The organism is Devosia sp. P1_H9, from assembly GCF_056405135.1.
Genome location: NZ_JBFUCQ010000002.1, coordinates 119,349 through 145,730 on the forward strand (window position 1 = coordinate 119,349; position 26,382 = coordinate 145,730).

Consider the following 26,382-nt stretch of genomic DNA (forward strand, 5'->3'; position numbering starts at 1 on the left):
GTTACTTCCTCTTGGCCTTCTTGTCGGCCGCGTGACCGTAGTAGGTACGGGTCGGCGCGAACTCGCCAAACTTGTGGCCGATCATTTCTTCCTGGACGTTCACCGGCACGTGCTTGTGGCCATTGTGAACGCCGAAGGTCAGACCGACGAACTGCGGCAGGATCGTGGAACGACGGCTCCAGATCTTGATGACTTCGTTGCGGCCGCTCGAACGGCTGGTCTCTGCCTTCTTGAGCAGATAGCCATCGACGAACGGGCCTTTCCAGACTGAACGCGACATGGCTTAGCGGCCCTTCTTCACGTGACGCGAGCGGACGATGAACTTGTCCGTCGACTTGTTGGAACGGGTCTTCTTGCCCTTGGTCGGCTTGCCCCACGGGCTCACCGGGTGACGGCCACCCGAGGTACGGCCTTCACCACCACCATGCGGGTGATCGACCGGGTTCATGGTCACACCGCGGTTGACCGGCTTGCGGCCGAGCCAGCGGTTACGACCGGCCTTGCCGATCGAGGTGTTCGAGTGATCCTGGTTCGACACCGCGCCGACAGTGGCGAGGCACGAGCCGTGGACCCGGCGCTGCTCGCCCGAGTTGAGGCGAAGGATCGCCCAACCGGCGTCGCGGCCGACATACTGTGCGTAGGCACCGGCCGAACGAGCGATCTGACCGCCCTTGCGGGGCTTCATCTCGACGTTGTGGACGATGGTGCCGACCGGCATGCGCTCGAGCGGCATGGCATTGCCCGGCTTCACGTCGGCGGTGCCGAGCGTGGAGATCACCTTGTCGCCGGCAGCCAGACGCTGCGGCGCGATGATGTAGGCAAGCTCGCCGTCGGCGTACTTGATCAGCGCGATCCAGGCCGTGCGGTTCGGATCGTACTCGAGACGCTCGACAGTCGCCACTTCGTCGAAACGAACGCGGCGGAAGTCGACCATACGGTACGAACGCTTGTGACCGCCGCCGCGATGGTACGCGGTGATACGGCCGGCGTTGTTACGGCCGCCGGACTGGTTCAGACCTTCGGTCAGCGACTTGACCGGCTTGCCCTTCCACAGCTCCGACCGATCGGTCGTGATGAGCTGGCGGCGGCCCGGAGAGGTCGGATTGTAAGTTTTTAGACCCATTCTTCTCTCTCCCCTCAGATGCCGGTCGAAATATCGATCGACTGGCCTTCGGCCAGGGTGACAATGGCCTTCTTGACGTCCTTGCGGGTGCCAAGTTCCTGCCGGAAACGCTTCACCTTGCCCTTGCGGACGAGGGTGTTGACCGCCTTGACCTTGACCGAGAAGAGCGCCTCGACGGCGGCTTTGATGTCGGCCTTGGTGGCATCGATCGCGACGTCGAAGACGACCTGGCTGTGCTCGGACGCCATGGTCGACTTTTCGGTGACGACCGGGTTACGGATCACGTCGTAGTTGCTGAACTTGCTCATGCGAACCGGGCCTCGAGCGCTTCGAGCGCTGCTTTGGTCAGAACGAGCTTATGGCGACGGAGAATGTCAGCGACATTGATCCCCTGCACCGGCAGCACGTCGATCTGCGGAATGTTGCGCGCCGCGTTGGCGAAATTCTTGTCCACCTCGGCGCCGTCGATGATCAGAGCGCTCGACCATTCCAGCTTGCCAAACTTGGCAACCAGCTGGGCGGTCTTGGGCTCCTTGGTGGCGACGGTCGGAACGACGACCAGTTCGCCAGCCTTGGCCTTGGCCGAAAGCGCATGCTTCAGGGCCAGGGCGCGGACCTTCTTGGGCAGCTCGATCGCATGGCTGCGGGGCTCGGGACCAAAGGCCCGGCCGCCGCCGCGGAACTGCGGAGCAGACTTGGCGCCGTGACGAGCGCCGCCCGAGCCCTTCTGCTTGACCGACTTCTTCGAAGTGTAAGCGATCTCGGAGCGGTGCTTCACCTTGTGGGTGCCGGCCATCGCCTTGAGCTGCTGGTAACGGACCATGCGGTGCAGGATGTCCTGGCGGACTTCAAGACCGAAGATCTCGTCCTTCAGAGTGACCGAACCGTCGGCCTTGCCGTCCAGAGTTGTGACCTGGAGTTCCATTATTTCGCCTCCTCGGCCACGGCTGCGACAGCCGCCTTGAACGAACCGGGCACAGCTGCGCCCTTCGGAGCGGCCTTCTTGACCGCGTCCTTGATCTGGATCCAGGCGCCCTTGGCACCCGGGACAGCGCCCTCGACCATGATCAGCCCGCGCTCCACATCGGTGCGCACGACCTTCAGGTTCTGGGTGGTGACACGACGGTCGCCCATGTGGCCGGCCATCTTCTTGCCCTTGAACACCTTGCCGGGGTCCTGGCGCTGGCCGGTAGAACCGTGCGAGCGGTGCGACACGGACACGCCGTGCGTGGCACGCAGACCACCGAAGTTCCAGCGCTTCATGCCGCCGGCGAAACCCTTACCGATCGAGGTACCGGTCACGTCGACCAGCTGACCTTCGACGAAGTGGTCCGCCTGCATGGTGGCACCGACTTCGATGAGGTTCGCAGGATCGACACGAAACTCAGTTACCTGACGCTTGGGCTCGACCTTGGCGACGGCGAACTGGCCGCGCTCCGCCTTGGTGACGTTCTTCGCCTTAACGGTGCCAGCGCCGAGCTGGAGGGCGGTATAGCCGTCCTTCTCCTGCGTGCGCTGACCCACGACCTGGCAGTTCTTGAGATCGAGCACGGTCACGGGGACGTGTGTGCCATCATCCAAGAACAGGCGGGTCATGCCCAGCTTCTGTGCGATCAAACCAGAACGCATCGGTTGTTACCTTCTCTCTTTGGCGCTTGACCGGGTCATTGTGTCCAAGAGGACCCTTTGGATGGTCAGCGCGAAAACTCAGTTACTCAGAGCTTGATTTCGACGTCGACGCCGGCGGCGAGATCGAGCTTCATCAGAGCATCAACGGTCTGCGGGGTCGGATCCACGATGTCGAGGAGACGCTTGTGCGTCCGGATCTCGAACTGCTCGCGGCTCTTCTTGTCGATGTGAGGCGACCGGTTGACCGTAAACTTCTCAATCTGTGTGGGCAGCGGGATCGGCCCGCGCACCTGCGCACCCGTGCGCTTGGCCGTGTTCACGATCTCCCGAGTGGAGGTGTCGAGCACACGGTGGTCAAAGGCTTTGAGCCGGATGCGAATGTTTTGACCGTTCATCTTGCTTTCCCAGCGAAAAATGGAACGCGGCGCGCTGTTTGTAGCGGCGCGCCGCGCCCTGGATTACCAGGTCTTATTTCAGGATCTTGGCGACGACGCCCGAACCGACGGTACGGCCACCCTCACGGATAGCGAAGCGGAGCTTCTCTTCCATGGCGATCGGCACGATCAGCTGAACGGAGATATTCACGTTGTCGCCCGGCATCACCATCTCGGTGCCTTCCGGCAGGGTAACCACACCGGTCACGTCGGTGGTGCGGAAGTAGAACTGCGGACGGTAGTTGGCGAAGAACGGAGTGTGACGGCCGCCTTCTTCCTTGGTGAGGATATAGGCCTCAGCAACGAAGTCGGTGTGCGGGGTCACGGAACCGGGCTTGCAGAGGACCTGGCCGCGCTCAACCTGAGTGCGGTCGATACCACGGATCAGCGCGCCGATGTTGTCGCCAGCCTGGCCCTGATCGAGCAGCTTGCGGAACATCTCAACGCCGGTCACGGTCGTCTTCTGGGTCGCCTTGATGCCGACGATCTCGACTTCCTCACCCACCTTCACGATGCCGCGCTCGACACGGCCGGTCACCACGGTGCCACGGCCAGAGATCGAGAACACGTCTTCGATCGGCATCAGGAACGGCTGGTCGATCGGACGAGCCGGCTGCGGGATGTAGGCGTCGACAGCGGCCATCAGCTCGAGAACGGCGTCGTGGCCGAGCTTCTTGTCACCATCGTTCAGAGCTTCGGTGGCCGAGCCCTTGATGATCGGAACGTCGTCGCCCGGGAATTCGTAGGACGACAGCAGTTCGCGAACCTCGAGTTCCACGAGCTCGAGGAGCTCCGGATCGTCGACCATGTCACACTTGTTGAGGAACACCACGAGGGCCGGCACGCCAACCTGACGGGCGAGCAGGATGTGCTCGCGGGTCTGCGGCATCGGGCCGTCGGCAGCCGACACGACCAGGATCGCGCCGTCCATCTGGGCCGCGCCGGTGATCATGTTCTTCACATAGTCGGCGTGGCCCGGGCAGTCGACGTGAGCGTAGTGACGGTTGGTCGTCTCGTACTCGACGTGCGCGGTGTTGATCGTGATCCCGCGGGCCTTCTCTTCCGGTGCTGCGTCGATCTGGTCGTACGCCTTGAAGGTCGCGCCACCGGTCTCAGCCAAAACCTTCGTGATCGCTGCGGTCAGCGAGGTCTTGCCATGGTCGACGTGACCGATGGTGCCGATGTTGCAGTGAGGCTTATTGCGGGAAAACTTTTCCTTGCCCATCGCTTCTCTCCGTATGCGTCAGCCAACAGCCGACGTGAGTTTTCAGTTTCTATTTCAAGCGGTTGCTTAGCGGGTAAACGTTAAGCGTACTTTGCCTGGACTTCGGTGGCGACCGCCTGCGGGACCTGCTCGTAGTGGTCGAAAGTCATGGTGTACTGAGCGCGCCCCTGGCTCATCGAGCGGAGCGAGTTCACGTAGCCAAACATGTTGGCAAGAGGCACCATGGCGTCGATCACCTGCGCAATACCGCGGGCTTCAGTGCCGCGGATCTGGCCGCGACGTGAATTCAGGTCACCGATGACGTCGCCCACATAGTCTTCCGGGGTCAGAACTTCAACCCGCATGACCGGCTCGAGGATCTTCGGAGCCGCCTTCTCGATGGCTTCGCGGAAACCCGCGCGGCCAGCGATTTCGAAGGCGAGAACCGAGGAGTCGACGTCGTGGTAGGCACCGTCCGTCAGCGTGAACTTCACGTCGACGATCGGGAAGCCGATCACCGGGCCGGAGCCCATGACCGACGAAACACCCTTCTGCACGCCCGGGACGTATTCCTTGGGGACGTTGCCGCCCACGATCGCGGACACGAACTCGAAGCCCTTGCCGGCTTCATTCGGCTCGATCGTGAACTTGATGCGGGCGAACTGGCCCGAACCACCAGACTGCTTCTTGTGCGTGTAGTCGTGCTCAACCTTGCGGGTGATCGCTTCACGGTAAGCCACCTGCGGCGCACCGATATTGGCCTCGACCTTGAACTCGCGGCGCATGCGATCGACGAGAATGTCGAGGTGCAGTTCGCCCATGCCCGAGATGATGGTCTGGCCGGATTCTTCGTCGGTCTTGACGCGGAACGACGGGTCTTCGGCAGCCAGGCGAGCGAGGGCGAGGCCCATCTTCTCCTGGTCGGCCTTGGACTTGGGCTCCACGGCGATGTCGATGACCGGCTCCGGGAACTCCATGCGCTCGAGGATCACCTTGTTGTTGGGATCCGAGAGCGTGTCGCCCGTGGTCGTGTCCTTGAGGCCAACGATAGCGACGATGTCACCAGCGTAGGCTTCGTTGATCTGCTCGCGAGAGTTCGCGTGCATCTGGAACATGCGACCGACGCGTTCCTTCTTTTCCTTGACCGTGTTCTCGAGCATCGCACCGGCCTCGAGGTGACCCGAGTAGATGCGGCAGAAGGTCAGCGAGCCCATGTGCGGGTCGTTGGCGATCTTGAAGGCCAGCATCGACAGCGGCTCGTTGTCGGTCGCGTGACGCTCGATCGGCTTGTCGGTCTTGACGTCGATGCCCTGGATCGCAGGAATGTCGGTCGGAGCCGGCAGGAAGTCGATAACGCCATCCAGCAGCGGCTGCACGCCCTTGTTCTTGAAGGCCGAGCCACAGAACACCGGATACAGCTTCACTTCGCAGGTGCCCTTGCGGATCAGCCGGCGCAGCGTGTCGTTATCAGGCATTTCGCCGTTGAGGTAAGCCTCGGTGGCCGCATCGTCCATCTCGACGGCGGTCTCGATCATCTTCTCGCGGTACTCAGCGGCCTTGGCCTTGAGGTCCTCGGGGATCTCGACGACGTCCCACTGGGCGCCCAGCTCTTCGTTGCGCCAGACGAGCGCGTTCATCTCGATCAGGTCGACGACGCCGCGGAAATCGCTCTCGGCGCCGATCGGCAGCTGCATCACAACCGGCTTGATGCCGAGGCGCTTATCGAGCGTATCGAGGCAGAAGTAGAAATCGGCACCGATCTTGTCCATCTTGTTGACGAAGATCAGGCGCGGAACGTTGTACTTGTCGGCCTGGCGCCAGACGGTTTCCGTCTGCGGCTCGACGCCCTGATTGCCGTCGAGCAGCGCGATGGCACCGTCGAGCACGCGGAGCGAGCGCTCGACTTCGATGGTGAAGTCCACGTGGCCGGGCGTGTCGATGATATTGAAGCGGTACTGGGTGCCGTCACGGCCCTTCCAGAACGTGGTGGTCGCGGCGGACGTGATGGTGATGCCGCGCTCCTGCTCCTGCTCCATCCAGTCCATGGTCGCGGCGCCGTCGTGGACTTCGCCGATCTTGTGGGACTTGCCGGTGTAGTAGAGAACACGCTCGGTCGTGGTCGTCTTGCCAGCATCAATGTGAGCCATGATGCCGAAGTTACGGTAGTGATTGATCGGGTATTCGCGGGCCATCTTGAGCGAGCCTTCCGTTACCAGCGGTAGTGCGAGAAGGCACGGTTGGCGTCAGCCATACGGTGCGTGTCTTCGCGTTTCTTGACGGCCTGGCCGCGACCGTTGACGGCATCCATGAGCTCGCCCGACAGGCGTTCCTTCATGGTGTGCTCGCCACGCTTGCGGGCAGACTCGATGAGCCAGCGGATGGCCAGCGCCTGCTGACGATCGGTGCGGACTTCGACCGGGACCTGATAGGTCGCACCACCAACGCGGCGCGAACGGACTTCGACGGCCGGGCGGATGTTGTCGAGGGCGGTGTGGAACACGCCGATCGGATCCTGCTTCAGCTTGGTCTGAACGATATCGAAGGCGCCGTAGACGATGCCTTCGGCGGCCGACTTCTTGCCGTCCTTCATGAGCGAGTTCATGAACTTGGAGACGACGAGATCGCCGAACTTCGGATCGGGATTGACGACGCGCTTTTCAGCGGAGTGACGACGGGACATCTAAATGCTCCTTACTTCGGCCGCTTCGCGCCGTACTTCGAACGGCGCTGCCTGCGATCCTTCACCGACTGGGTGTCGAGGACGCCGCGCAGCACGTGATAGCGAACACCCGGCAGATCGCGAACACGACCGCCGCGGATCAGCACCACGGAGTGTTCCTGCAGGTTGTGACCCTCGCCGGGGATGTAGGAAATGACTTCACGCGAAGTGGTCAGACGGACCTTCGCCACCTTGCGGAGAGCCGAGTTCGGCTTCTTCGGGGTCGTCGTATAAACGCGAGAGCACACGCCGCGCTTCTGCGGGTTTGCTTCCATCGCCGGTACTTTGTTCCGCTTGGGCTTGGATACCCGAGGCTTGCGGATCAACTGATTAATGGTCGGCATTGCGCTCTTTCCATCGGTCCGAAGTTCGTTGCGAAAGACGATGGCAAACCAAAGGGGCGCCAAATCCACTCCAAAACGGAGCAGCAGCGCCTCTTATTGCAGCGGACCACCCGGCTGTTGACCAGGCGTTCATGCGCACGAAGATTTGTCGTCGTCTCTTGCCTTTGGCGATGTGTTTGAAGTTCCTGGATGCCCGCACAAGGTGGCAGATACCCGCGTGAACTTCACGACCGACCGCTAAGGTTGCGCCTCTATATGAGCAGTGAGTCCCCCCGTCAAGGATTCTTTCAGCGGAACATCATGCTCACGCCGCCGGAAATCCGGGGAATTTCCGTTCACCAGGAGAACGGGGTCGGAGGGCAGAGCTAACTTGCCGCGCACGCATGGCTGGCACCAGATCGGACGTGCGGTTTTCCTCTACTTTCAGGGATCCCCCTGCCCCGCATTGGCCCGCCTCTGACAAAGGTGTATCAGTCGGGCCAATACCGGGACGATGAGGGAGCATCCGATGAAGCTGGGACGTCTGTGGGCTGGCCTGCTGCTTGGCGCTCTCTCTGCTGGTCCCACCCTTGCGCAGACCGTGGTCGATGGCAGCAAGGTCGACGAAATCGTCACGATCGCGCGCGGCTATGGCTCGGCGACGCTTGAGTCCCAGGGCGACAGCAACCCGCGCATTGCCGGCAACATCAAGGGCGTGCCCTACTACGTGTTCTTCATGAACTGCGCGGCCGACAAGGCCTGCGAGGACATCAACTTCTATGCCGGGTTCGCCGATATCAAGCCGACAATGGATGCGCTGAACGCCTGGAACCGCGACAAGCGCTTCGGCAACGCCTATCTCGACGCGGACCTCGACGCGGCGATCGAGTACGACGTGAACCTCGAGTATGGCGTCACGCGCGAGAACCTCGACGCGGCGTTCGGGGTATGGTCGGTGCTGCTGGAGCAGTACACCGCCTATGTCGGCTACAAGCCGGCCCAGTGATCCCTAGTCGAGGATCATCATCGCAAAACCGTCATAGCCCTTGGCGCCGACCGTCTGCAGCGCTGTGGCTGAGAGCCTCGGGTTTGCCGCGATCAGCTCAAAGGCGCCACGGCTGCCGAGGACGTTCGGATCCCTGCTCTCCGCATTCGCCACCTGGCCATCCCGCACCACGTTGTCGAGTACGATCACAGTACCCGGCCGCCCGAGCTTGATGGCCCAGTCGAGGTAGGTGGTGTTGTTCGGCTTGTCGGCGTCGATAAAGACGAAGTCGAACGGTTCGGGCTTCTCGGCCGCCAGCACCGGCAGCGTCTCCGCTGCGGCGCCGACGCGCACCTCGATCCGATCGGAGTACCCTGCCCGCTCGACGTTCCGGCGCGCCACCTCGGCATGGTGCGGCTCGTACTCCAGCGTGACGATTGAGCCACCTGCCGGTAGCGCCTTGGCCATCCATATCGTCGAGTAGCCCCCGAGCGTGCCGACTTCGAGCACGCGTCTGGCCCCGCTCATGCGGACCAGCAGATGCAGGAACTTGCCCTGGGCAGCGGACACGTCGATGGGGCGCAGGCCGCCAGCGGCGTTGGCTTTCAGCGCGTCGGCGAGCGCCGCACTCTCATCGACCAGCTTGTCGACGATGTAGTCATCCACCCGGCCCCACAGATCGGCGCTCATCTCATCCTCCAGCTTGCCCGGTGCCTTCTAGAGTGCGCCGCGTGACGCTTCCATGACACTGCGACTAGGCAAAAAGAAGGGGCGGCGACGGCCCCCTCAACGCACCTTCCGCTGCTCCGCCGCTTAGGGCACCGGCGTGGTGGGCGTCAGATTGAGGAAAGGCACAGTGCCGCCCGGCGGCATCACGGACGGCAGCACACCGTCCCACTTCTCCGCCTGCACCAAGGCCACGACGCCCGGGTTGTCCTTCAACGCCTGCCCCCGCTGATCGATCGCCGTTGCCTCGGCGCGGCCCTTGAGCTCGATCGAGTAGGCCTCGGCTTCGGCGGCGAGACGCACCGCCTGGGCATTGGCGGTGGCCGTCGCAACGACCGAGTCCGCTTCTGCCTGCGCCTGGGTGACGGTGATCTTGGCTTGCACTTCCTGCTGGGCCAGCTCCTGCTGCCGCTTCTGCACCTCGACGGTGGCGAGTTGCTTCTGCTCGATGGAGTTTTCGTAGGCCGCTGAGAACTTGATGTCCTCGACCTGGACGCTCTCGACGATGATCGGTTCGCCGATGCCGGCCTGCAGGGCGGACAGTGCATCGAGGTTGAGCTTGGCGCGCTGCTGGATAACACCGAGGGCGTCGTATTGGCCGAAGACGTTCTTGAACAGTGCCGGCACGCGTGGCTCAACCAGTCGGGCGATCATGTTTTCGACCCCGCCATACTCGGCATAGACCTCGGCGCCGCTGCCGGGAATGACGTGGTAGCTCACCGACAGGCGGATCTGGGCCGGCTGCTGATCGCGGCTGTAGGACTCCATCGACTCGAAGGTCTTGGTGTGGGACTGGAGCGAGATCTCCTTCACGTCGTCGACGATCGGCAACTTGAAGTGCAGGCCCGGTCCGACAGTGCCGGTCACCGCCCCGTTGCGCAACACAACCCCTTCCTCACCCTGGTCGATCTGATACCAGGAGCCGAACAGTATGATGGCCAGGGCGACGATAACGGCCCCGGCGATGGCAAGCGGCGGAATGCGCATTGTGCCTCCATGATGCTCAAGTCGTTCGCCGCTGCTTTGTGGATGAATCGGGGGCGAGCGACGACGGGCGCAGCATGTCACGGAGAGATCACAGTTTGTCCACGTCGGGGCTGCGGTTGTCGCCAGCTTCTTGCTGATCCCAAAGAGAAAGGGCCCCGGAGGGCCCTTTCGAAGTTCTGCGATGCGACTGCCGATTACTCGGCCGGCTCTGCCGGGGTCGGGGCCGGAGTCGGCGCCGGAGTCGGCGCCGGGATGGCGGCGGTCTCGGCCTGGCGGCGGCGCTCGTCCAGGATCATGTCGTCGCGACGGGTCGCGATCGCCTTGGCCTTGGTGATGCCGGCGCCGGTACCGGCCGGGATCAGGCGGCCGACGATGACGTTTTCCTTCAGGCCTTCGAGCAGGTCGGCCTTGCCGGAAACCGCCGCCTCGGTGAGGACGCGGGTGGTTTCCTGGAAGGACGCGGCCGACACGAACGAGCGGGTCTGCAGCGACGCCTTGGTGATGCCGAGCAGCACCGGGTTGGCCGTGGCCGGCTTCTTGCCGTCGGCGACCAGCTGGTCGTTGAGCTCGTCGAAGTCCAGCTTGTCGAGCTGCTCGTCCTTGAGCATGCCCGAGTCACCCGGGTTCACGATCTCGACCTTCTGCAGCATCTGGCGAACGATCACCTCGATGTGCTTGTCGTTGATCAGCACGCCCTGGAGCCGGTAGACCTCCTGGATCTCGTTGACGAGGTAGCGAGCAAGCTCCTCCACGCCCTTGATTGCCAGGATGTCGTGCGGTGCCGGGTTACCGTCGAGGATGTATTCACCCTTCTCGATGGTGTCGCCTTCCTGCAGGTGGAACGGCTTGCCCTTCGGGATCAGGTACTCGACGGGCTCGCCGCCCTCTTGAGACGACTCGATGATGATCCGGCGCTTGTTCTTGTAGTCGCGACCGAATTTGATCGTGCCGGTGATCTCCGCGATGATCGCGTGATCCTTGGGACGACGGGCCTCGAACAGCTCGGCCACACGCGGCAGACCGCCGGTGATGTCCTTGGTCTTGGCGCTTTCCAGCGGGATACGGGCCAGGACGTCACCCGGCGACACCTTCTCGCCCGGCTCGACCGCGATGACCGCGTCGACGGAGAGCAGGTACCGAGCTTCGCCGCCGCGATCGAGTTTGACGACTGCGTCGCCGCGCTTGATCGTGATGGCCGGCTTCAGGCTGTCGCTGCGCTGGCTGGTGCGCCAGTCAGCCACAACGCGCTTGGTGAAGCCGGTGGTCTCGTCGGTGTTTTCAGTCACCGATGCACCATCGACCAGATCCTCGAAGCCGACTTCGCCGTCGACTTCAGCCAGCACCGGACGGGTGTACGGATCCCATTCGGCGATACGCTGGCCGCGCTTGACCTCGGCACCATCATCCACGCGGAGCTTGGCACCATAAGTCACGCGGTGCGTGGCCCGGTCCTTGCCCTCGGGGTCGAGGATGGCGATGGTCACGTTACGGCCCATGGCAATCAGCTGACCGCCCGCCACCTTGGCGACGTTGCGGTTGCGGATCTCGATCTTACCCTCGGCACCAGCCTCGAGGTAGGACGAGTCAACCACCTGCGCGGTACCACCGATGTGGAACGTACGCATGGTGAGCTGGGTGCCCGGCTCGCCGATCGACTGGGCGGCGATAACGCCAACCGCTTCGCCGATGTTGACCGGAGTACCGCGAGCGAGATCGCGACCGTAGCACGCGGCGCAGCAGCCCTGGCGGAGATCGCAGGTCAGCGGCGAGCGGATGCGCATCGACTGGACCTTGTAGCTCTCGATGAGCTCCACGTCCTTTTCGGTGAGCAGCGTGCCCTTGGGAACGATGACGTCGCCGTTCTCCGGGTTCACCACATCGTCAGCCGTGGTACGGCCGAGAATGCGCTGACCCAGCGAGGCCACGACCTGGCCGGCATCGACGATCGGCTCCATGGTGAGGCCGCGTTCGGTGCCGCAATCGAGCTCGGTGATGATCGAGTCCTGCGCCACGTCGACGAGACGACGGGTCAGGTAACCCGAGTTCGCAGTCTTCAGCGCGGTGTCCGCGAGGCCCTTACGAGCACCGTGGGTCGAGTTGAAGTACTCGAGAACGTTCAGACCTTCCTTGAAGTTGGCCGTGATCGGGGTCTCGATGATCGAGCCGTCCGGACGCGCCATCAGGCCGCGCATACCGGCAAGCTGCTTCATCTGCGCCGGCGAACCACGGGCGCCGGAGTGGCTCATCATGTAAACCGAGTTGATCGGCTTCTGACGACCCGTCTCCTTGTCGAACTGAACGGCAGCGATGCCCTTCATCATTTCCTCGGCGACCTTGTCACCGCACTTGGCCCAGGCGTCGACCACCTTGTTGTACTTCTCGCCCTGAGTGATCAGGCCGTCGTTGTACTGCTGCTCGAACTCTTCGACCTGCTTACGGGTCTGCTCGACGATGGTGTACTTGGACGCCGGGATAACCATGTCGTCCTTGCCGAACGAAATGCCGGCACGGGCGGCGTGCTTGAAGCCCATGTCCATGATGCGGTCGCAGAAAATGACCGTCTCCTTCTGGCCGCAACCGCGATACACGGTGTCGATCATCTTGGAGATCATCTTCTTGGTCATCAGCTGGTTGGCCGTCGCATACGGCACCGCCGGATGCTTCGGAAGCAGCTTGCCAAGCAACATGCGGCCCGGAGTCGTCTCGACGATCTCGGTCGTGCGGTTGCCTTCCAGATCATAGACGTCGACACGCCCCTTGATCTTGGTGTGCATGGTCACGACGCCCGATGCCAGAGCGTGCTCCAGCTCGCCCATGTCCGAGAAGGCCATGCCCTGGCCGGGCTCGCCCTCGTTCATCAGGCTGAGGTGGTAGAGACCAAGCACGATGTCCTGGCTCGGCACGATGATCGGCTGGCCGTTGGCCGGGTGCAGGATGTTGTTGGTCGACATCATCAGCACGCGGGCTTCAAGCTGAGCCTCGAGCGAGAGCGGCACGTGGACGGCCATCTGGTCGCCGTCGAAGTCGGCGTTGAACGCCGCGCAGACGAGCGGGTGCAGTTGGATGGCCTTGCCTTCGATCAGGTGCGGCTCGAACGCCTGGATGCCCAGACGGTGAAGCGTGGGCGCGCGGTTCAGCAGAACCGGATGCTCGCGGATCACTTCGTCGAGGATATCCCAGACCTCGGGCTTCTCCTTCTCGACCAGCTTCTTGGCCTGCTTCACCGTCGACGAGAGGCCCTTGGCCTCAAGGCGCGAGTAGATGAAGGGCTTGAACAGCTCGAGCGCCATCTTCTTGGGCAGGCCGCACTGGTGGAGCTTGAGCTCCGGACCCACGGTGATCACCGAACGGCCGGAATAGTCCACGCGCTTGCCGAGCAGGTTCTGACGGAACCGGCCCTGCTTGCCCTTGAGCATATCGGACAGCGACTTCAGCGGACGCTTGTTCGCGCCGGTGATGGTGCGGCCACGGCGGCCGTTGTCGAACAGTGCATCGACCGCTTCCTGAAGCATGCGCTTCTCGTTGCGGATGATGATGTCCGGCGCACGAAGCTCGATCAGGCGCTTCAGGCGGTTGTTACGGTTGATCACACGACGGTAGAGGTCGTTCAGATCGGACGTGGCGAAGCGGCCGCCGTCCAGCGGGACGAGCGGACGGAGCTCGGGCGGAATGACCGGAATGACGGTCATGATCATCCACTCGGGCTTGTTGCCCGAGACGATGAACTGCTCGACGATCTTCAGGCGCTTGGCCAGCTTCTTCGGCTTCAGCTCGGTGGTCGACTCGGCGATCTCGACGCGGAGGTCCGCGGCGATCTTCTCGAGGTCGAGCGAGAGCAGCAGGTCACGGATGGCCTCGGCGCCGATCTTGGCGGTGAAGCTGTCGGCACCGTACTGGTCCTGGGCGTCGAGATACTGCTCCTCGGTGACCAGCTCGTTCTCGCCGAACGGGGTCAGGCCGGGGTCCAGCACGACGTACTGCTCGAAGTACAGGATGCGCTCGATGTCCTTCAGCGTCATGTCGAGCAGCAGCGCGATACGCGACGGCAGCGACTTCAGGAACCAGATGTGCGCAACCGGGGCGGCGAGCTCGATGTGGCCCATGCGCTCGCGACGGACGCGGCTCAGGGTGACTTCGACACCGCACTTCTCGCAGATGACGCCCTTGAACTTCATGCGCTTGTACTTGCCGCACAGGCACTCGTAGTCCTTCACGGGCCCGAAGATGCGCGCGCAGAACAGGCCGTCGCGCTCGGGCTTGAACGTACGGTAGTTGATGGTCTCGGGCTTCTTGATCTCGCCGTACGACCAGCTGAGAATCTTCTCAGGGCTGGCGATCGAGATCTTCATCTGGTCGAACATCTGGACCGGAACCTGGGGGTTGAACGGGTCCATGACGTGGTGATGAGTGTTCATCGGTAGACTCCTCTTATCGGAGCTTCCCGGCGGGCTGGGCCAGGAAGCGTCCGAAGTGAATGGGGGTTGAACTCGGCAGCCTTATTCCGCCGCGTTCTGAGGAGGTGCGATCTGGTCGGCGGCCTGGCTGCCCGCGGGCAGTTCGGTACCGTCGAGCGTATCCAGTTCGACATTGAGGCCGAGAGAGCGGATTTCCTTGACGAGAACGTTGAAGCTCTCGGGGATGCCCGCCTCGAAGGTGTCGTCGCCTCTGACGATCGCCTCGTAGACCTTGGTACGACCGGCAACGTCGTCCGACTTGATGGTCAGCATTTCCTGCAGCGTGTAGGCGGCGCCATAGGCTTCGAGTGCCCACACCTCCATCTCGCCGAAACGCTGGCCGCCGAACTGCGCCTTGCCGCCCAGCGGCTGCTGGGTAACGAGCGAGTACGGGCCGATCGAACGCGCGTGGATCTTGTCGTCCACGAGGTGGTGGAGCTTCAGCATGTAGATGTAGCCCACGGTCACCTTGCGGTCGAACTGCTCGCCGGTCCGGCCGTCAAAGACGTTGGACTGACCGGTCGAGTTGAGCCCGGCGCGCTCCAGCAGCTCGACGATGTCGCTTTCCTTGGCGCCGTCGAACACCGGAGTGGCAATCGGAACGCCCTTGGAGAGATGCTCGCCGAGGCGGAGGATGCTGTCGTCGTCAAGCTGGGAGACGTACTCATCGCCTTCGTAAAGGGCGCTGATCTCCTTCTTGAGCGGCGTCATGTCGCCCTTCTGCTGGTAGGTCTTCATGATCTCGTCGATCTTCTTGCCGAGGCCACGGCAGGCCCAGCCAAGATGCGTCTCGAGGATCTGACCAACGTTCATGCGCGACGGCACGCCGAGCGGGTTCAGCACGATGTCGACGTGCGTACCGTCTTCCAGGTACGGCATGTCTTCGATCGGGGTGATACGCGAAACCACGCCCTTGTTGCCATGACGGCCGGCCATCTTGTCGCCCGGCTGGATCTTGCGCTTGGTAGCGACGAAGACCTTGACCATCTTCATCACGCCCGGCGGAAGTTCGTCACCGCGCTGCAGCTTGTCCACCTTGTCGATGAAGCGCTGCTCGAGCAGCTTGCGGCTCTCCTCGTACTGAGCGTGGAGGGCCTCCATCTCGGCCATGACCTTGTCGTCGTCGAGGGCGAACTGCCACCACTTGGACCGCGGCTGGGCGTCGAAGGTCGCGTCGTTCAGCTTGGTGCCGTTGACATAGCCCTTCGGGCCAGCGGTCGCGGTCTTGCCGAACAGCATTTCCTTCAGGCGCGCATAGACGTTGCGGTCGAGGATCGACTGCTCGTCGTCACGGTCCTTGGCCAGGCGCTCGATTTCCTCGCGCTCGATGGCCATGGCACGCTCGTCCTTGTCGATGCCGTGGCGGTTGAAGACACGAACTTCAACCACGGTGCCGGCATCGCCCGGAGGAACCCGGAGCGAGGTGTCACGAACGTCCGAAGCCTTCTCGCCGAAGATGGCGCGGAGGAGCTTTTCTTCCGGCGTCATCGGGCTTTCGCCCTTCGGCGTGATCTTGCCGACGAGGATGTCGCCAGCAGCGACTTCCGCACCGATGTGCACGATACCGGCTTCGTCGAGGTTCTTCAGCGCTTCTTCCGAAACGTTCGGAATGTCGCGGGTGATTTCCTCGGGACCAAGCTTGGTGTCGCGGGCCATCACTTCGTATTCCTCGATGTGGATCGAGGTGAACACGTCCTGCATGGCGATCTTTTCGCTGAGCAGGATCGAGTCTTCGAAGTTGTAGCCATTCCACGGCATGAACGCGACGAGCACGTTGCGGCCGAGAGCCAGATCGCCCAGTTCGGTCGACGGACCATCCGCAACGATGTCGCCGGCTTCGACGTGGTCGCCCACCACCACCAGCGGACGCTGGTTGATGCAGGTCGACTGGTTCGAACGCTGGAACTTCATCAGGTTGTAGATGTCGACGCCGGACTTCGAGGCATCGGTCTCTTCGGTGGCGCGGATAACGATACGGGTCGCATCCACCTGGTCGACGATGCCCTTGCGCTTGGCAACGATCGCGGCGCCCGAGTCACGGGCGACGACCGGCTCCATGCCGGTGCCCACGAACGGGGCCTCGGCGCGCAGCAGCGGCACAGCCTGACGCTGCATGTTCGAGCCCATGAGCGCGCGGTTGGCGTCGTCGTTCTCGAGGAACGGGATCAGCGCCGCGGCCACCGAAACGATCTGCTTCGGGGACACGTCCATCAGGTCGATGGTCTCTTTCGGCGTCAGGCCGTTGTCGCCGGCGTGGCGCGCCACGATCAGGTCGTTGGCGAACTCACGCTTGTCGGTCAGCTGGGCGTTGGCCTGGGCTACGTAGTGCTTGGCCTCTTCCATTGCCGACAGATAGACGACGTCGTCGGTGACCTTGCCGTTGACGATCTTGCGGTAGGGCGTCTCGATGAAGCCATACTTGTTCACGCGAGCAAACGTCGCCAAGCTGTTGATCAGACCGATGTTCGGGCCTTCCGGCGTCTCGATCGGGCAGATACGGCCATAGTGGGTCGGGTGCACGTCGCGCACTTCGAAGCCGGCACGCTCGCGGGTCAGACCGCCAGGCCCAAGCGCCGAGAGACGACGCTTGTGCGTGATCTCGGACAGCGGGTTGGTCTGGTCCATGAACTGCGAGAGCTGGCTCGAGCCGAAGAACTCGCGCACGGCAGCAGCAGCCGGCTTGGCGTTGATCAGGTCCTGCGGCATGACGGTGTCGATCTCGACCGACGACATGCGCTCCTTGATCGCCCGCTCCATGCGGAGCAGACCGAGCCGGTAATGGTTCTCCATGAGTTCGCCGACCGAACGCACCCGGCGGTTGCCGAGGTTGTCGATGTCGTCGATCTCGCCGCGGCCATCGCGCAGGTCGACGAGGGTGCGAACCACCTCGACGATGTCTTCCTTGCGCAGGATGCGGACGGTGTCCTCGGCTTCGATGTCGAGGCGCATGTTCATCTTGACGCGGCCGACCGCAGACAGGTCATAGCGCTCGCTGTCGAAGAACAGCGACTTGAACATGGCTTCGGCGGTTTCGACGGTCGGGGGCTCGCCCGGACGCATCACGCGGTAGATGTCGAACAGCGCGTCCTCGCGGGACTCGTTCTTGTCGACGGCGAGCGTGTTGCGGAGGTAGGCGCCCACGGTGACGTGGTCGATGTCGAGGATCGGCAGGGCGTCGAACCCGGCGTCCTTGAGCTTGGTCAGCAGCTTCTCGTCGATCTCGTCGCCGGCTTCGGCGAAGATCTCACCGGTCTTGAGGTTGACCAGGTCCTCGGCGATGAACTGACCGTAGAGGTCCTCTTCCACCACTGCGAGGTGCGTCAGGCCGCCCTCAGCAAGCTTCTTGGCCTGCCGCGGGGAGAGTTTCTTGCCGCCTTCGTGGACGACGTCGCCGGTCTTGGCGTCGATCAGGTCGAACGTCGGCTTGGCGTTCTTCATCTTCTCGGCGTCGAACGGCTTCTGCCAGCCGGTTTTGGTCTGCTCGAACGAGATGGTGTCGTAATAGGTCGACAGGATCTCCTCGGCATCCATGCCGAGCGCCTTGAGCAGCGAGGTCACCGGAATCTTGCGACGACGGTCGATACGGGCGAACACGATGTCCTTGGCGTCGAACTCGATATCGAGCCACGAGCCGCGGTACGGGATGATGCGGGCGGCGAACAGCAGCTTGCCCGACGAGTGGGTCTTGCCCTTGTCGTGGTCGAAGAACACGCCAGGCGAACGGTGCATCTGCGAGACGATGACGCGCTCGGTACCATTGACGATGAAAGTACCGTTCATGGTCATGAACGGCATGTCGCCCATGTAGACGTCCTGCTCCTTGATGTCCTTGACGGACCGGGCGCCGGTTTCCTCGTCCACTTCGAACACGATCAGGCGAAGCGTGACCTTGAGCGGCGCTGCGAACGTCATGTCGCGCTGACGGCACTCGTCGACGTCATACTTCGGCTGCTCGAACTCGTACTTCACGAATTCGAGAGAAGCGGTGTTGGAAAAGTCAGTGATCGGGAAAACCGACCGGAAAACGGATTGAAGCCCCTCATCGGGACGCCCGCCCTTGGGCTCGTCCACGAGGAGGAACTGATCATAGGAGGCCTTCTGGACCTCGATCAGATTGGGCATCTCCGTGACTTCGCGAATGCTGCCGAAAGACTTGCGTACCTTGCGGCGGCCGTTGAACGTGGTAGCCATACCAGCTCCTGTTTTTCTCGATGTCTCGGAGGCAGATGTCCAAAGGCCCGACTATCAGCCGTCGGGCATCAGGACATCAGCCTTGCTTGTTTCGTCCAGGCCTCGATGGGAGGGAGGCCCTCAGTTTGCGCAACTCAAAATTCGGGCGGGTTGATCCCGCTATGCGCGCCCTGCCCGACCATTCAATCGCCGGGTGGCGCCCGTCCCTATAGTCAACACTGAGACGGTAATGAGGCAGCGCCGCCGGCGCTGCCTCGAGATCGGGTCGGGGAGCTTACTTAAGCTCGACCTTGGCGCCGGCCGCTTCCAGCTTCTTCTTGATGTCTTCGGCTTCGGTCTTGTTGGCGCCTTCCTTGACGGCCTTCGGAGCCGCTTCGACCAGTGCCTTGGCTTCGCCGAGGCCCAGACCGGTGATGGCGCGGACTTCCTTGATGACGTTGATCTTGTTCTCGCCGAACGAGGCGAGGATCACGTCGAATTCAGTCTTCTCTTCAGCGGCAGCGGCCGGGGCAGCAGCGCCGGCAGCCGCAGCGACGGCGACCGGAGCGGCAGCCGAAACGCCCCACTTCTCTTCGAGAAGCTTCGAAAGCTCGGAAGCTTCCAGAACGGTGAGGGCAGACAGGTCGTCTACGAGTTTGGCGAGATCAGCCATTTGAGTTCACTCTCTTTGATGTTTCAGTTCGAACCGTGGAGGGCCGGAACGGCCCCACGTGGGTAGTTTGCCTATGCTGCATTGCTCTTCTCGGCGTGTGCCGAGATGACCCGTGCAACCGCACCGCCAGGGGCCTGGAGGACCGACGCGATACGCGTGCCGGGCTGCTTGAGCATCCCTGCGAGCGTGGCGCGAAGCTGGTCCAGCGACGGCATGGTGGCGAGCGCCTTGACGTTTGCGGCGTCGAGCCCGGTCTTCCCCATTGCGCCACCGAGAACCACGAACTTCTGGTTCTTGTCGGCGAAAGCGGCCGCGACTTTCGGCGCGGTCATGGGATCCTTGGCGAAGGCGACGACGGTCGGACCTGTGAACAGGGCCGACATATCGGCGTTGTCGGTTTCCTTCAGAGCAAGCTTGGCGAGGCGGTTCTTGGCGACCTTGATCGTCCCCCCGGCCTGCTTCATCTGCCTGCGCAGATTCTCCAGGTCGGCAACGGTCAAGCCGGCGTTCTGAGCAACCACGATCGACCCGGCCGTCGCGAACGACGCCTGGAGCGAGGTGATGAGCTCAGCCTTTTCCGCTCTTTCCACTGCTAGTCTCCACATTTAGCTCACGAATAGTCGTGAACTTCTGCCAATTGCTGCCCTCCGTCGGGAGTGCAGCGGTTGATGCCTGTCAACCGGCTGACCGTCGGAGGGCGAAATGCCCCTTGGCGGCAACTGGCCTGGTTCGAACCGGAACGAATTCCGGTCTTCACCCCATCTATGCGGGCCCCTTTTCCTTTGATCGCGCGCTAGCGCGTCGCTGGGTTGGGATTAGGCGCCTCGAGGACGCACCCGCAGTCTCGGACAGGACTTTACCGATCCGAAGATCGGCATCCCGGCGGCATTGCTGCCGCCAGGAATTCTCGCGCGACGGTCTTAAGCGTTGACCGACGAGGGATCGACGTGGACGCCGGGGCCCATGGTCGAGGACACGGCGACGCGCTTGACGTAGGTGCCCTTGGCGCCAGCCGGCTTTGCCTTCTGGACGGCATCGGCGAACGCCTTGATGTTCTGCAGCAGGGCTTCGTCCGAGAACGAGGCCTTGCCAACGCCGGCGTGCAGGATGCCTGCCTTCTCGACGCGGAACTCGACGGCACCACCCTTGGCGGCCTTGACCGCACCGGCGACGTCGGGGGTCACGGTCCCGACCTTCGGGTTTGGCATCAGGTTGCGCGGCCCGAGGATCTTACCGAGACGGCCAACCAGCGGCATCATGTCCGGGGTCGCGATCACGCGATCGAACTCGATCTTGCCCGACTGGACGATCTCGACGAGGTCTTCGGCGCCAACGATGTCGGCGCCAGCCTTGCGGGCCTCATCGGCCTTGGCGTCCTTGGCGAACACGGCGACGCGAACGGTCTTGCCGGTGCCGTTGGGCAGGTTGACCACGCCGCGGACCATCTGGTCAGCGTGGCGCGGGTCGACGCCCAGGTTGAACGCGATCTCGACGGTCTCGTCGAACTTCGCCTTGGCGCGTTCCTTGACCATCTTCACGGCGTCGTTGAGGGCGTAGAGCTTCTTGCGATCGATGCCCACGCGGGCGGCGTCAGTACGCTTACCGAGCTTGGTCATGATCAGCCCTCTACCTGGATGCCCATGGACCGGGCGGAGCCGGCGATCATGGTCGCGGCCTGGTCGACGTCGTAGGCGTTGAGATCAGCCATCTTCTTTTCCGCGATGTCGCGGATCTGCTTCTGGGTGATCGTGCCAGCGGATTCCTTGCCCGGAAGCTTGGAGCCGGACTTCAGGTTCACGGCCTTCTTGATCAGGTAGGTGACCGGCGGGAGCTTGGTCTCGAAAGTGAAGCTCTTGTCGGCGTAGATGGTGATCACGACCGGGGTCGGGGCACCCTTTTCCTGCTCGGCGGTCTTCGCGTTAAAGGCCTTGCAGAATTCCATGATGTTGAGGCCGCGCTGACCCAGCGCGGGGCCGATCGGGGGCGACGGGGTCGCCGAGCCGGCCGGGACCTGAAGCTTCAGGTACCCAGTGATTTTCTTTGCCATGGTTCAATCTCCATATGTGCCCAGGATCGGGCGGTTGATCCGCGTCACCGGATCTGTGAGACGCCGTGGTCCGGACGTACGAGCGGTTGGCAACCGCCCTGCCCTCCCACGGTTTTCCTGCGACCATCAGGTCACAGGTAACGGATCAGACCTTCTCGACCTGTCCGTACTCCAGTTCGACGGGCGTCGGACGCCCGAAGATCGAAACTTCCACCTTGAGGCGCGAACGCTCCTCGTCGACTTCCTCGACCACGCCGTTGAAGCTGGCGAAGGGGCCGTCGGAAACGCGCACCTGCTCGCCGACCTCGAACGAGACCGACGGCTTCGGATGCTCGACGCCTTCCTGCACCTGCTGCAGAATGGCCATGGCTTCCTTCTCCGAGATCGGCATGGGCTTGTCGCCCGAACCGAGGAAGCCGGTGACCTTGGGCGTGTTCTTGATCAGATGGAATGCCTCGTTGGTCATGTCCATCTTCACCAGGACGTAGCCCGGGAAGAATTTCCGCTCGGCGTCGACCTTGCGGCCGCGACGCATCTCGACGACCTTTTCGGTCGGCACGATCACGTCGTCGAACAGGTCTTCAAGCTTCTTCTGCGCGACCTTCTGGCGAATATCTTCCGCCACTTTGCGCTCGAAGTTCGAGTACGCCTGAACGATATACCAGCGCTTGGCCATGCCGCGTCGAAGCTCCTAAAAGTTCAGTTTGCCGATCAGCGGATCGACAGCATCAGCTGCACGAGCCAGGAAATGATCTGGTCGGCCGCAAGGAAGAAGAAGCTCGCGACGACGACCATTACCAGCACCATCACGGTCGAAATCAGCGTCTCGTTCCGTGTGGGCCAAGTGACCTTGCCGACTTCCTGGCGAACCTCTTGCAAGAATTTCAGGGGGTTCAACGCAGCCATCAGCTCTACTTTCCGTCGGGCCGTCAGGCCAAAAACGAAGAACCGCGCGAGTCACCCCGGGCGGCTTGGGAAGCGGTATCTAATGGCTTGGCACAGCTATTGCAAGCCCCAATGACGTCCTGATGTCGGACCGCGGTTCTCAGCAGGCGCCGCACGCTGTCAGCCATTGGTCAGCTTGCCTTCGCTAGGCATGGAGAACGGACTAGCGGCGTGATTCTGGGGGTATCGGATATGGGGCGCGTGGCTAACACGGCAAGGCACAGGCTCGACCTCTTTTTGCATCTGCTGTTGATCGTCATGGTCGCGACAGCTGCGCTCATCGTCTTTGTCGGCATGCTGGAGTTCGGCTTCCAGCTGCCGATCGAACTGGGATAGCGGGAGGGTGATGCGATGCACACCGGCTATGACCTGCATCCGGATCCCACTGCCGCGCGGCAACTGGTCGGCCTGCAAGCGGCCGACGTCGAGCGCGAGCTGATCCTCGGTACGCTCCACGCCACCTTGGGCAACCGCACCCACGCGGCCGCCATCCTCGGCATCAGCATCCGCACGCTGCGCAACAAGCTGCATGAATATCTCGACGATGGGATCGACGTGCCGCAGCCGACCGGCGGAGATCACGCCGGAAACTCCGGGGCAGCATAGAGCCGGCGCATCGCCACGCTGTCATAGCGCTCGCCGTTGACCTCGAGCGTTGCCGAGGCCAGCTTGGCGGCGACCAGCGACTCCAGCGCATAGCTCAACGCTAAGGCCGCGGTAGGAAAACGCCGGTAATCGAGTCCGCCCTTGCGGCCCAGGTGCACCGGGAAATAGAGATCGGCCGGCTCCGCATAGTCGAACGGGACAGGCGCGCCGTCGATGTCGCTGATCGCGGGATCACTCATTTCACGATCTTCAGATGCGCGCGCGACCTAGCTGGACGCCGTGGCGGCCGGCGGACGTGGTGGGTCAAGTTGATTCCAGACGCCGCGAACGACGGGAACCTGCCTCCGGCCATCGCCTCGCTCAGCACCGGTCCATCGGAATTGTCGGGCAACACGGCCGGTGCGAAGCCCACGACGAAGCGCGGACGACCGGCAAAGCGGATATCAAGCATGGCGTGTGGCTCCGAACGTGCTGGTCAGCCCGATGCTCAAGTGAGGAACGTGCTGAACCGCAGCAATGGCGCCAGCGCGAACAACGCCCCCAGCGTGACAAGAAAGCTCAGCGCAACCGTCAGCGTCCGACCGCGAGTGCGACGAACCACTCCCGGCGCAGCGGCGGGATGATCGACAGGCATATTGGGGGGTCGCTTTCGCTGGTGGCGCGTATGTGCGCCGAGTCACTGTACCCCCTCCACGGGAACTCACCTACGGAATTCGGATGGTCTCGCCCGGCGGGATGTCATTGTTAAATGCGGACTGGTCCGGGGCCGTATACACACCGCTCTTCGGAGGAAGCAGCGGGCTGCTGACTCGATTGCGTGTCGCGCCCGCTGTCTTCCGGTCCGGAGCTCAATTGCCCAAAAAGCCAGGCCACGCGAACCCTGTTCGGACGGCAACGTCCAGATGGCGCGCGCTCTGGACAGGCGCGGCTAACTCTTCATCGGACAATGTGGGATTGGGTGGCGCTAAGCGCCTCGGCAGGTGGCAGGGGCAGAAGGACTTGAACCCTCGACCCTCGGTTTTGGAGACCGATGCTCTACCAACTGAGCTATACCCCTAGACCTGCGGCACTCCCTCTACTGAAAAGGTCCGGGCGGCGCAAGTGGCAAGGGGGCAACCTTTGCACCCGATTGCGCCCGATCGATCGGCCGGATTACGCTGCGTGCCGCGCGGTGCGCCGCGCCAGGAGGTAACCAGGGGATAATCGATGAAGAAGCTCGTACTCGTTGCCGCGCTCGTCGCGTCAGGTTTCGCCGTGCCGGTCTTGCCCACCACCGCTGCGCCGGTGCTCTCGGATCCCGAAATGAACTGCCTGATCTTCCCCGCACTGAAGAAAGAGTGCTGGGAAAAGGGCGCCGAAATGCTGAAGGCCGCTCCGAAGTCGGTTGCCATGGCCACCGAAGACGCCGCGGATACGGTCAAGCTGCCGCTGCTGTGGAAATGCACTGCAGCTCCCAAGGGCTCGGGTCACCTGCTCGACTGCTGATCGGGGTGATCGCCGCACGAATCGAAGGCCCGGCACTGCCGGGCCTTTTTCATTGGCCGTCACGAAAGCGGAGCCGGTCATTAGGGATGGTGAAACGGATAGTCCGTGTCGGCAGCACCAATATCGGCGCGCAGGTATGAGCTGAGCTCGCGGACGTCCGCTACGGGATGGGCGCGGCGCGGGAGGATGACGTGCTTCATCCAGTTGAGAAGGCGGGCGGCGCGGGTCTTGGGAGCTTGGTAGAGCATTTCGATCACCGTCAACTTTGATGTCTGTGAGGGATAGATGCGCTCCCAGCGCTTTGATTTCCAACCAAAGGTCGAGTATCATACATAAGGAGGCCTTATGTCAGATCACCTACCCCCACTTGCTGCGATCCGGGTATTCGAAGCTGCGGCGCGGCACCTGAGCTTCACCCGCGCGGCCCAGGAACTGGGCATGACGCAGGCTGCGGTGAGCTACCAGATCAAGCTTCTGGAGGAACGCGTGGGCTCGCCGCTATTCCTGCGCCGGCCGCGCGAGGTGGCGCTGACTGAGGCCGGCCAGCGGCTTGCGCCAGAGGTGAACCGGGCCTTCGACATCCTGCGCGAGGCGTTTGTCGATCTCGGGCAACGTGAGCACGGCACGCTGATCGTCAACACCATGCATACCTTCGCCGCGCAGTGGCTGGCACCGCGGCTGGGCATATTCCAGCTGCGCCATCCGGAGATTGCGCTGCGGCTCGAGACCACCGGCCGGCTGGTGGACTTCACCCGGGAGGAAGTAGACGTCGTCGTCCGCGCCGGCAGGGGGGTGTGGCCCGGCCTTACCGCCGTCAAGCTGATCGACGTGCGCTTCACCCCGATGCTGTCGCCGGCGCTGGCCGACTCGGTCGGCGGCATTCGGGAACCGGCGGATATCCTCAAACTGCCGCTGCTCGATGCCGATGATCCCTGGTGGATCCGGTGGCTCGATGCCTACGGCCTGCCCCACGATGTGCTGAGGCAGCAGAACACGCCCTCGATGAACATGCAGACGTTCGATGCCATCGCCGCGATGGCAGGCCAGGGCGTCACGCTGCTCACCCCGGACTACTTCCAGCGCGAGCTCGCCGAAGGGCGCCTGGTCCAGCCCTTCGAGCGCGTTATCGACGAAGGCACGAGCTATTGGCTCGCCTACCCCGAGGCGCGCCGGAACGTGCCCAAGATCAAGGCCTTCCGCGACTGGGTGGTCGAGGAAGCGAGAAAGCCGGTGGGTTAGGTGGGAGGCAGGAAGCTGGAGCGGGTGAAGGGAATCGAACCCTCGTCATAAGCTTGGAAGGCTTCTGCTCTACCATTGAGCTACACCCGCGCTGCGGCGACGACGGCCTTGTAGTGGTTCGGGTGCAATTCTGGCAAGAGGTCGTCCGGCCCGTTCCCGGCAAAGTGCATTGCGTGCCGGCGCGTTCGGAGTCAGCGTGGGGTATGCGCGCTGCGATTGCCCTGCTGATCCTGCCGCTGCTGGCGGCCCCCTCCCCGACCTTGGCCGAGGACGCCGGTTTCATGCTGTGCGAGGCGCTGCCGCACATCACCTGCGTGTGGTCGGGCGACAGCTTCTTTCTGCGCGGACAGATGGTCAGGCTCGCCGATATCACCGCGCCGGCGCGCTATGCCTCGGAGTGCCCTGGCGCATCAAACCTGTCCTGGCTCGCAGCCCTCAAACTCCGCGACCTCCTGAACAGGGGCTCGTTCGAGCTCAGCGGCGACGGACAGGTCGATGGGGCGCAGTTACGGCTTGTCACCCGGAACGGGCAGTCGATCGGCGCCGAACTCGTGGCCGCCGGACTCGCGAGGGAAAAAACAGCCGAAGCGCCGAACTGGTGCGGCTAGCGGAGCCTACGGCGCCGCTGCGAGA

General features: G+C 63.0%; 28 protein-coding genes, 2 tRNA genes and 1 pseudogene. 6 read left to right on the top strand and 25 right to left on the bottom strand.

All coding sequences use genetic code 11. The features are described 5' to 3' along the window. Position 1: 1 nt before the first annotated feature. The 10 genes from rpsS to rpsL all read right to left on the bottom strand — a co-directional run bounded on the left by rpsS (position 2) and on the right by rpsL (position 7,453). Positions 2–280, bottom strand: coding sequence for a 30S ribosomal protein S19 (gene rpsS / locus AC1DYL_RS03700; protein WP_477149291.1), 279 nt, complete (start codon positions 278–280; stop codon positions 2–4). Positions 281–283: 3 nt separating this feature from the next. Beyond that, entirely contained in the window at positions 284–1,123 is an 840-nt protein-coding gene (gene rplB / locus AC1DYL_RS03705; protein ID WP_477149290.1) for a 50S ribosomal protein L2, read from the bottom strand. Between the two features lie 14 nt (positions 1,124–1,137). Further along, complete coding sequence (locus AC1DYL_RS03710; protein ID WP_477149289.1) at positions 1,138–1,431, bottom strand: 50S ribosomal protein L23; 294 nt, start codon at positions 1,429–1,431, stop codon at positions 1,138–1,140. Beyond that, positions 1,428–2,048, bottom strand: coding sequence for a 50S ribosomal protein L4 (rplD, locus tag AC1DYL_RS03715; protein WP_477172107.1), 621 nt, complete (start codon positions 2,046–2,048; stop codon positions 1,428–1,430). The genes AC1DYL_RS03710 and rplD overlap by 4 nt, the downstream gene beginning before the upstream one ends. Next, entirely contained in the window at positions 2,048–2,752 is a 705-nt protein-coding gene (gene rplC / locus AC1DYL_RS03720) for a 50S ribosomal protein L3 (protein ID WP_055877928.1), read from the bottom strand. The genes rplD and rplC overlap by 1 nt, the downstream gene beginning before the upstream one ends. Positions 2,753–2,838: 86 nt before the next feature. Continuing rightward, on the bottom strand, positions 2,839–3,147 hold the full coding sequence (gene rpsJ, locus AC1DYL_RS03725) for a 30S ribosomal protein S10 (protein ID WP_055049780.1): 309 nt from the start codon (positions 3,145–3,147) through the stop codon (positions 2,839–2,841). A gap of 73 nt (positions 3,148–3,220) precedes the next feature. Beyond that, complete coding sequence (gene tuf / locus AC1DYL_RS03730; RefSeq protein ID WP_477149287.1) at positions 3,221–4,411, bottom strand: elongation factor Tu; 1,191 nt, start codon at positions 4,409–4,411, stop codon at positions 3,221–3,223. Positions 4,412–4,491: 80 nt separating this feature from the next. Further along, positions 4,492–6,582 carry an elongation factor G gene (gene fusA / locus AC1DYL_RS03735; RefSeq protein ID WP_477149286.1) on the bottom strand — a complete coding sequence of 697 codons (2,091 nt, stop codon included), beginning with the start codon at positions 6,580–6,582 and terminating at the stop codon, positions 4,492–4,494. Between the two features lie 17 nt (positions 6,583–6,599). Further along, positions 6,600–7,070 (bottom strand): 30S ribosomal protein S7, encoded by a 471-nt coding sequence (gene rpsG / locus AC1DYL_RS03740; protein ID WP_069911349.1) that lies wholly within the window; start codon positions 7,068–7,070, stop codon positions 6,600–6,602. Positions 7,071–7,081: 11 nt separating this feature from the next. Beyond that, the gene (rpsL, locus tag AC1DYL_RS03745; RefSeq protein ID WP_273957941.1) at positions 7,082–7,453 is read right to left on the bottom strand and encodes a 30S ribosomal protein S12; all 372 of its coding nucleotides are present in this window, start codon (positions 7,451–7,453) and stop codon (positions 7,082–7,084) included. 508 nt (positions 7,454–7,961) lie between these two features. Here rpsL and AC1DYL_RS03750 point away from each other — a divergent pair. Further along, positions 7,962–8,438, top strand: coding sequence for a YbjN domain-containing protein (locus AC1DYL_RS03750; protein WP_477172108.1), 477 nt, complete (start codon positions 7,962–7,964; stop codon positions 8,436–8,438). A 3-nt stretch (positions 8,439–8,441) separates the two neighbouring features. Here the strand turns inward: AC1DYL_RS03750 and AC1DYL_RS03755 are convergent, their stop codons facing one another. From AC1DYL_RS03755 to secE, 10 genes are all read right to left on the bottom strand, one after another. Further along, the gene (locus AC1DYL_RS03755; RefSeq protein ID WP_477172109.1) at positions 8,442–9,107 is read right to left on the bottom strand and encodes an O-methyltransferase; all 666 of its coding nucleotides are present in this window, start codon (positions 9,105–9,107) and stop codon (positions 8,442–8,444) included. 123 nt (positions 9,108–9,230) lie between these two features. Beyond that, positions 9,231–10,130: a prohibitin family protein gene (locus tag AC1DYL_RS03760; protein ID WP_477172110.1), complete on the bottom strand. Its 900-nt coding sequence runs from the start codon at positions 10,128–10,130 to the stop codon at positions 9,231–9,233. A 194-nt stretch (positions 10,131–10,324) separates the two neighbouring features. After that, positions 10,325–14,545: a DNA-directed RNA polymerase subunit beta' gene (gene rpoC / locus AC1DYL_RS03765; RefSeq protein ID WP_477172111.1), complete on the bottom strand. Its 4,221-nt coding sequence runs from the start codon at positions 14,543–14,545 to the stop codon at positions 10,325–10,327. Positions 14,546–14,626: 81 nt separating this feature from the next. Then, positions 14,627–18,775 (bottom strand): DNA-directed RNA polymerase subunit beta, encoded by a 4,149-nt coding sequence (rpoB, locus tag AC1DYL_RS03770; RefSeq protein ID WP_477149280.1) that lies wholly within the window; start codon positions 18,773–18,775, stop codon positions 14,627–14,629. Positions 18,776–19,049: 274 nt separating this feature from the next. Beyond that, positions 19,050–19,427: a 50S ribosomal protein L7/L12 gene (rplL, locus tag AC1DYL_RS03775; protein ID WP_477149279.1), complete on the bottom strand. Its 378-nt coding sequence runs from the start codon at positions 19,425–19,427 to the stop codon at positions 19,050–19,052. A gap of 71 nt (positions 19,428–19,498) precedes the next feature. Continuing rightward, on the bottom strand, positions 19,499–20,017 hold the full coding sequence (rplJ, locus tag AC1DYL_RS03780; protein WP_477149278.1) for a 50S ribosomal protein L10: 519 nt from the start codon (positions 20,015–20,017) through the stop codon (positions 19,499–19,501). Between the two features lie 330 nt (positions 20,018–20,347). Beyond that, positions 20,348–21,043 carry a 50S ribosomal protein L1 gene (gene rplA / locus AC1DYL_RS03785; protein ID WP_477149277.1) on the bottom strand — a complete coding sequence of 232 codons (696 nt, stop codon included), beginning with the start codon at positions 21,041–21,043 and terminating at the stop codon, positions 20,348–20,350. A gap of 2 nt (positions 21,044–21,045) precedes the next feature. Continuing rightward, positions 21,046–21,474, bottom strand: coding sequence for a 50S ribosomal protein L11 (gene rplK / locus AC1DYL_RS03790; protein WP_477149276.1), 429 nt, complete (start codon positions 21,472–21,474; stop codon positions 21,046–21,048). Between the two features lie 145 nt (positions 21,475–21,619). Continuing rightward, positions 21,620–22,150: a transcription termination/antitermination protein NusG gene (nusG, locus tag AC1DYL_RS03795; protein WP_055877965.1), complete on the bottom strand. Its 531-nt coding sequence runs from the start codon at positions 22,148–22,150 to the stop codon at positions 21,620–21,622. Positions 22,151–22,185: 35 nt separating this feature from the next. Further along, complete coding sequence (gene secE / locus AC1DYL_RS03800; RefSeq protein WP_477149413.1) at positions 22,186–22,383, bottom strand: preprotein translocase subunit SecE; 198 nt, start codon at positions 22,381–22,383, stop codon at positions 22,186–22,188. 237 nt (positions 22,384–22,620) lie between these two features. Here secE and AC1DYL_RS03805 point away from each other — a divergent pair, with 237 nt between their 5' ends. After that, complete coding sequence (locus AC1DYL_RS03805; protein WP_477172112.1) at positions 22,621–22,755, top strand: hypothetical protein; 135 nt, start codon at positions 22,621–22,623, stop codon at positions 22,753–22,755. Between the two features lie 57 nt (positions 22,756–22,812). Then, positions 22,813–23,025: pseudogene (locus tag AC1DYL_RS03810) on the top strand (helix-turn-helix domain-containing protein); the annotation flags it as partial. On the opposite strand, the gene AC1DYL_RS03815 reads toward AC1DYL_RS03810, so the two are convergent. The 3 genes from AC1DYL_RS03815 to AC1DYL_RS03825 form a co-directional block, all read right to left on the bottom strand. Beyond that, the gene (locus AC1DYL_RS03815) at positions 22,998–23,264 is read right to left on the bottom strand and encodes a hypothetical protein (protein ID WP_477172113.1); all 267 of its coding nucleotides are present in this window, start codon (positions 23,262–23,264) and stop codon (positions 22,998–23,000) included. The pseudogene AC1DYL_RS03810 and the gene AC1DYL_RS03815 sit on opposite strands and share 28 nt — an antisense overlap. Next, entirely contained in the window at positions 23,261–23,476 is a 216-nt protein-coding gene (locus tag AC1DYL_RS03820) for a hypothetical protein (protein WP_477172114.1), read from the bottom strand. The genes AC1DYL_RS03815 and AC1DYL_RS03820 overlap by 4 nt, the downstream gene beginning before the upstream one ends. 530 nt (positions 23,477–24,006) lie before the next feature. Beyond that, positions 24,007–24,082: transfer RNA gene (locus AC1DYL_RS03825), tRNA-Trp, on the bottom strand. A gap of 149 nt (positions 24,083–24,231) precedes the next feature. On the opposite strand from AC1DYL_RS03825, the gene AC1DYL_RS03830 reads away from it, so the two are divergent. Continuing rightward, positions 24,232–24,510, top strand: coding sequence for a hypothetical protein (locus AC1DYL_RS03830; protein WP_477149271.1), 279 nt, complete (start codon positions 24,232–24,234; stop codon positions 24,508–24,510). 80 nt (positions 24,511–24,590) lie between these two features. Here the strand turns inward: AC1DYL_RS03830 and AC1DYL_RS03835 are convergent, their stop codons facing one another. After that, on the bottom strand, positions 24,591–24,758 hold the full coding sequence (locus tag AC1DYL_RS03835; protein ID WP_477158089.1) for a hypothetical protein: 168 nt from the start codon (positions 24,756–24,758) through the stop codon (positions 24,591–24,593). 97 nt (positions 24,759–24,855) lie between these two features. Here AC1DYL_RS03835 and gcvA point away from each other — a divergent pair, with 97 nt between their 5' ends. After that, positions 24,856–25,749, top strand: coding sequence for a transcriptional regulator GcvA (gcvA, locus tag AC1DYL_RS03840; RefSeq protein ID WP_477172115.1), 894 nt, complete (start codon positions 24,856–24,858; stop codon positions 25,747–25,749). A gap of 16 nt (positions 25,750–25,765) precedes the next feature. On the opposite strand, the gene AC1DYL_RS03845 is transcribed toward gcvA, so the two are convergent. Continuing rightward, positions 25,766–25,839 (bottom strand) — tRNA-Gly (locus AC1DYL_RS03845). Between the two features lie 113 nt (positions 25,840–25,952). Here AC1DYL_RS03845 and AC1DYL_RS03850 point away from each other — a divergent pair. Beyond that, positions 25,953–26,357, top strand: coding sequence for a thermonuclease family protein (locus AC1DYL_RS03850; RefSeq protein WP_477158090.1), 405 nt, complete (start codon positions 25,953–25,955; stop codon positions 26,355–26,357). Positions 26,358–26,382: the final 25 nt, after the last annotated feature.

Bases quoted from the DNA above. Each gene is read 5' to 3' on its own strand.
- rplK (WP_477149276.1), bottom strand. From the start codon at position 21,474: ATGGCAAAGAAAATCACTGGGTACCTGAAGCTTCAGGTCCCGGCCGGC.
- AC1DYL_RS03850 (WP_477158090.1), top strand. From the start codon at position 25,953: ATGCGCGCTGCGATTGCCCTGCTGATCCTGCCGCTGCTGGCGGCCCCC.
- rplD (WP_477172107.1), bottom strand. From the start codon at position 2,048: ATGGAACTCCAGGTCACAACTCTGGACGGCAAGGCCGACGGTTCGGTC.
- rpsJ (WP_055049780.1), bottom strand. From the start codon at position 3,147: ATGAACGGTCAAAACATTCGCATCCGGCTCAAAGCCTTTGACCACCGT.
- AC1DYL_RS03755 (WP_477172109.1), bottom strand. From the start codon at position 9,107: ATGAGCGCCGATCTGTGGGGCCGGGTGGATGACTACATCGTCGACAAG.
- AC1DYL_RS03820 (WP_477172114.1), bottom strand. From the start codon at position 23,476: ATGCTTGATATCCGCTTTGCCGGTCGTCCGCGCTTCGTCGTGGGCTTC.
- rplC (WP_055877928.1), bottom strand. From the start codon at position 2,752: ATGCGTTCTGGTTTGATCGCACAGAAGCTGGGCATGACCCGCCTGTTC.
- rpsS (WP_477149291.1), bottom strand. From the start codon at position 280: ATGTCGCGTTCAGTCTGGAAAGGCCCGTTCGTCGATGGCTATCTGCTC.
- fusA (WP_477149286.1), bottom strand. From the start codon at position 6,582: ATGGCCCGCGAATACCCGATCAATCACTACCGTAACTTCGGCATCATG.
- rplL (WP_477149279.1), bottom strand. From the start codon at position 19,427: ATGGCTGATCTCGCCAAACTCGTAGACGACCTGTCTGCCCTCACCGTT.
- AC1DYL_RS03830 (WP_477149271.1), top strand. From the start codon at position 24,232: ATGAAGAAGCTCGTACTCGTTGCCGCGCTCGTCGCGTCAGGTTTCGCC.
- rpoB (WP_477149280.1), bottom strand. From the start codon at position 18,775: ATGGCTACCACGTTCAACGGCCGCCGCAAGGTACGCAAGTCTTTCGGC.
- AC1DYL_RS03760 (WP_477172110.1), bottom strand. From the start codon at position 10,130: ATGCGCATTCCGCCGCTTGCCATCGCCGGGGCCGTTATCGTCGCCCTG.
- AC1DYL_RS03750 (WP_477172108.1), top strand. From the start codon at position 7,962: ATGAAGCTGGGACGTCTGTGGGCTGGCCTGCTGCTTGGCGCTCTCTCT.
- gcvA (WP_477172115.1), top strand. From the start codon at position 24,856: ATGTCAGATCACCTACCCCCACTTGCTGCGATCCGGGTATTCGAAGCT.
- nusG (WP_055877965.1), bottom strand. From the start codon at position 22,150: ATGGCCAAGCGCTGGTATATCGTTCAGGCGTACTCGAACTTCGAGCGC.
- AC1DYL_RS03710 (WP_477149289.1), bottom strand. From the start codon at position 1,431: ATGAGCAAGTTCAGCAACTACGACGTGATCCGTAACCCGGTCGTCACC.
- rpsG (WP_069911349.1), bottom strand. From the start codon at position 7,070: ATGTCCCGTCGTCACTCCGCTGAAAAGCGCGTCGTCAATCCCGATCCG.
- rplB (WP_477149290.1), bottom strand. From the start codon at position 1,123: ATGGGTCTAAAAACTTACAATCCGACCTCTCCGGGCCGCCGCCAGCTC.
- rplA (WP_477149277.1), bottom strand. From the start codon at position 21,043: ATGACCAAGCTCGGTAAGCGTACTGACGCCGCCCGCGTGGGCATCGAT.
- AC1DYL_RS03815 (WP_477172113.1), bottom strand. From the start codon at position 23,264: ATGAGTGATCCCGCGATCAGCGACATCGACGGCGCGCCTGTCCCGTTC.
- tuf (WP_477149287.1), bottom strand. From the start codon at position 4,411: ATGGGCAAGGAAAAGTTTTCCCGCAATAAGCCTCACTGCAACATCGGC.
- AC1DYL_RS03835 (WP_477158089.1), bottom strand. From the start codon at position 24,758: ATGCTCTACCAAGCTCCCAAGACCCGCGCCGCCCGCCTTCTCAACTGG.
- rpsL (WP_273957941.1), bottom strand. From the start codon at position 7,453: ATGCCGACCATTAATCAGTTGATCCGCAAGCCTCGGGTATCCAAGCCC.
- rpoC (WP_477172111.1), bottom strand. From the start codon at position 14,545: ATGAACACTCATCACCACGTCATGGACCCGTTCAACCCCCAGGTTCCG.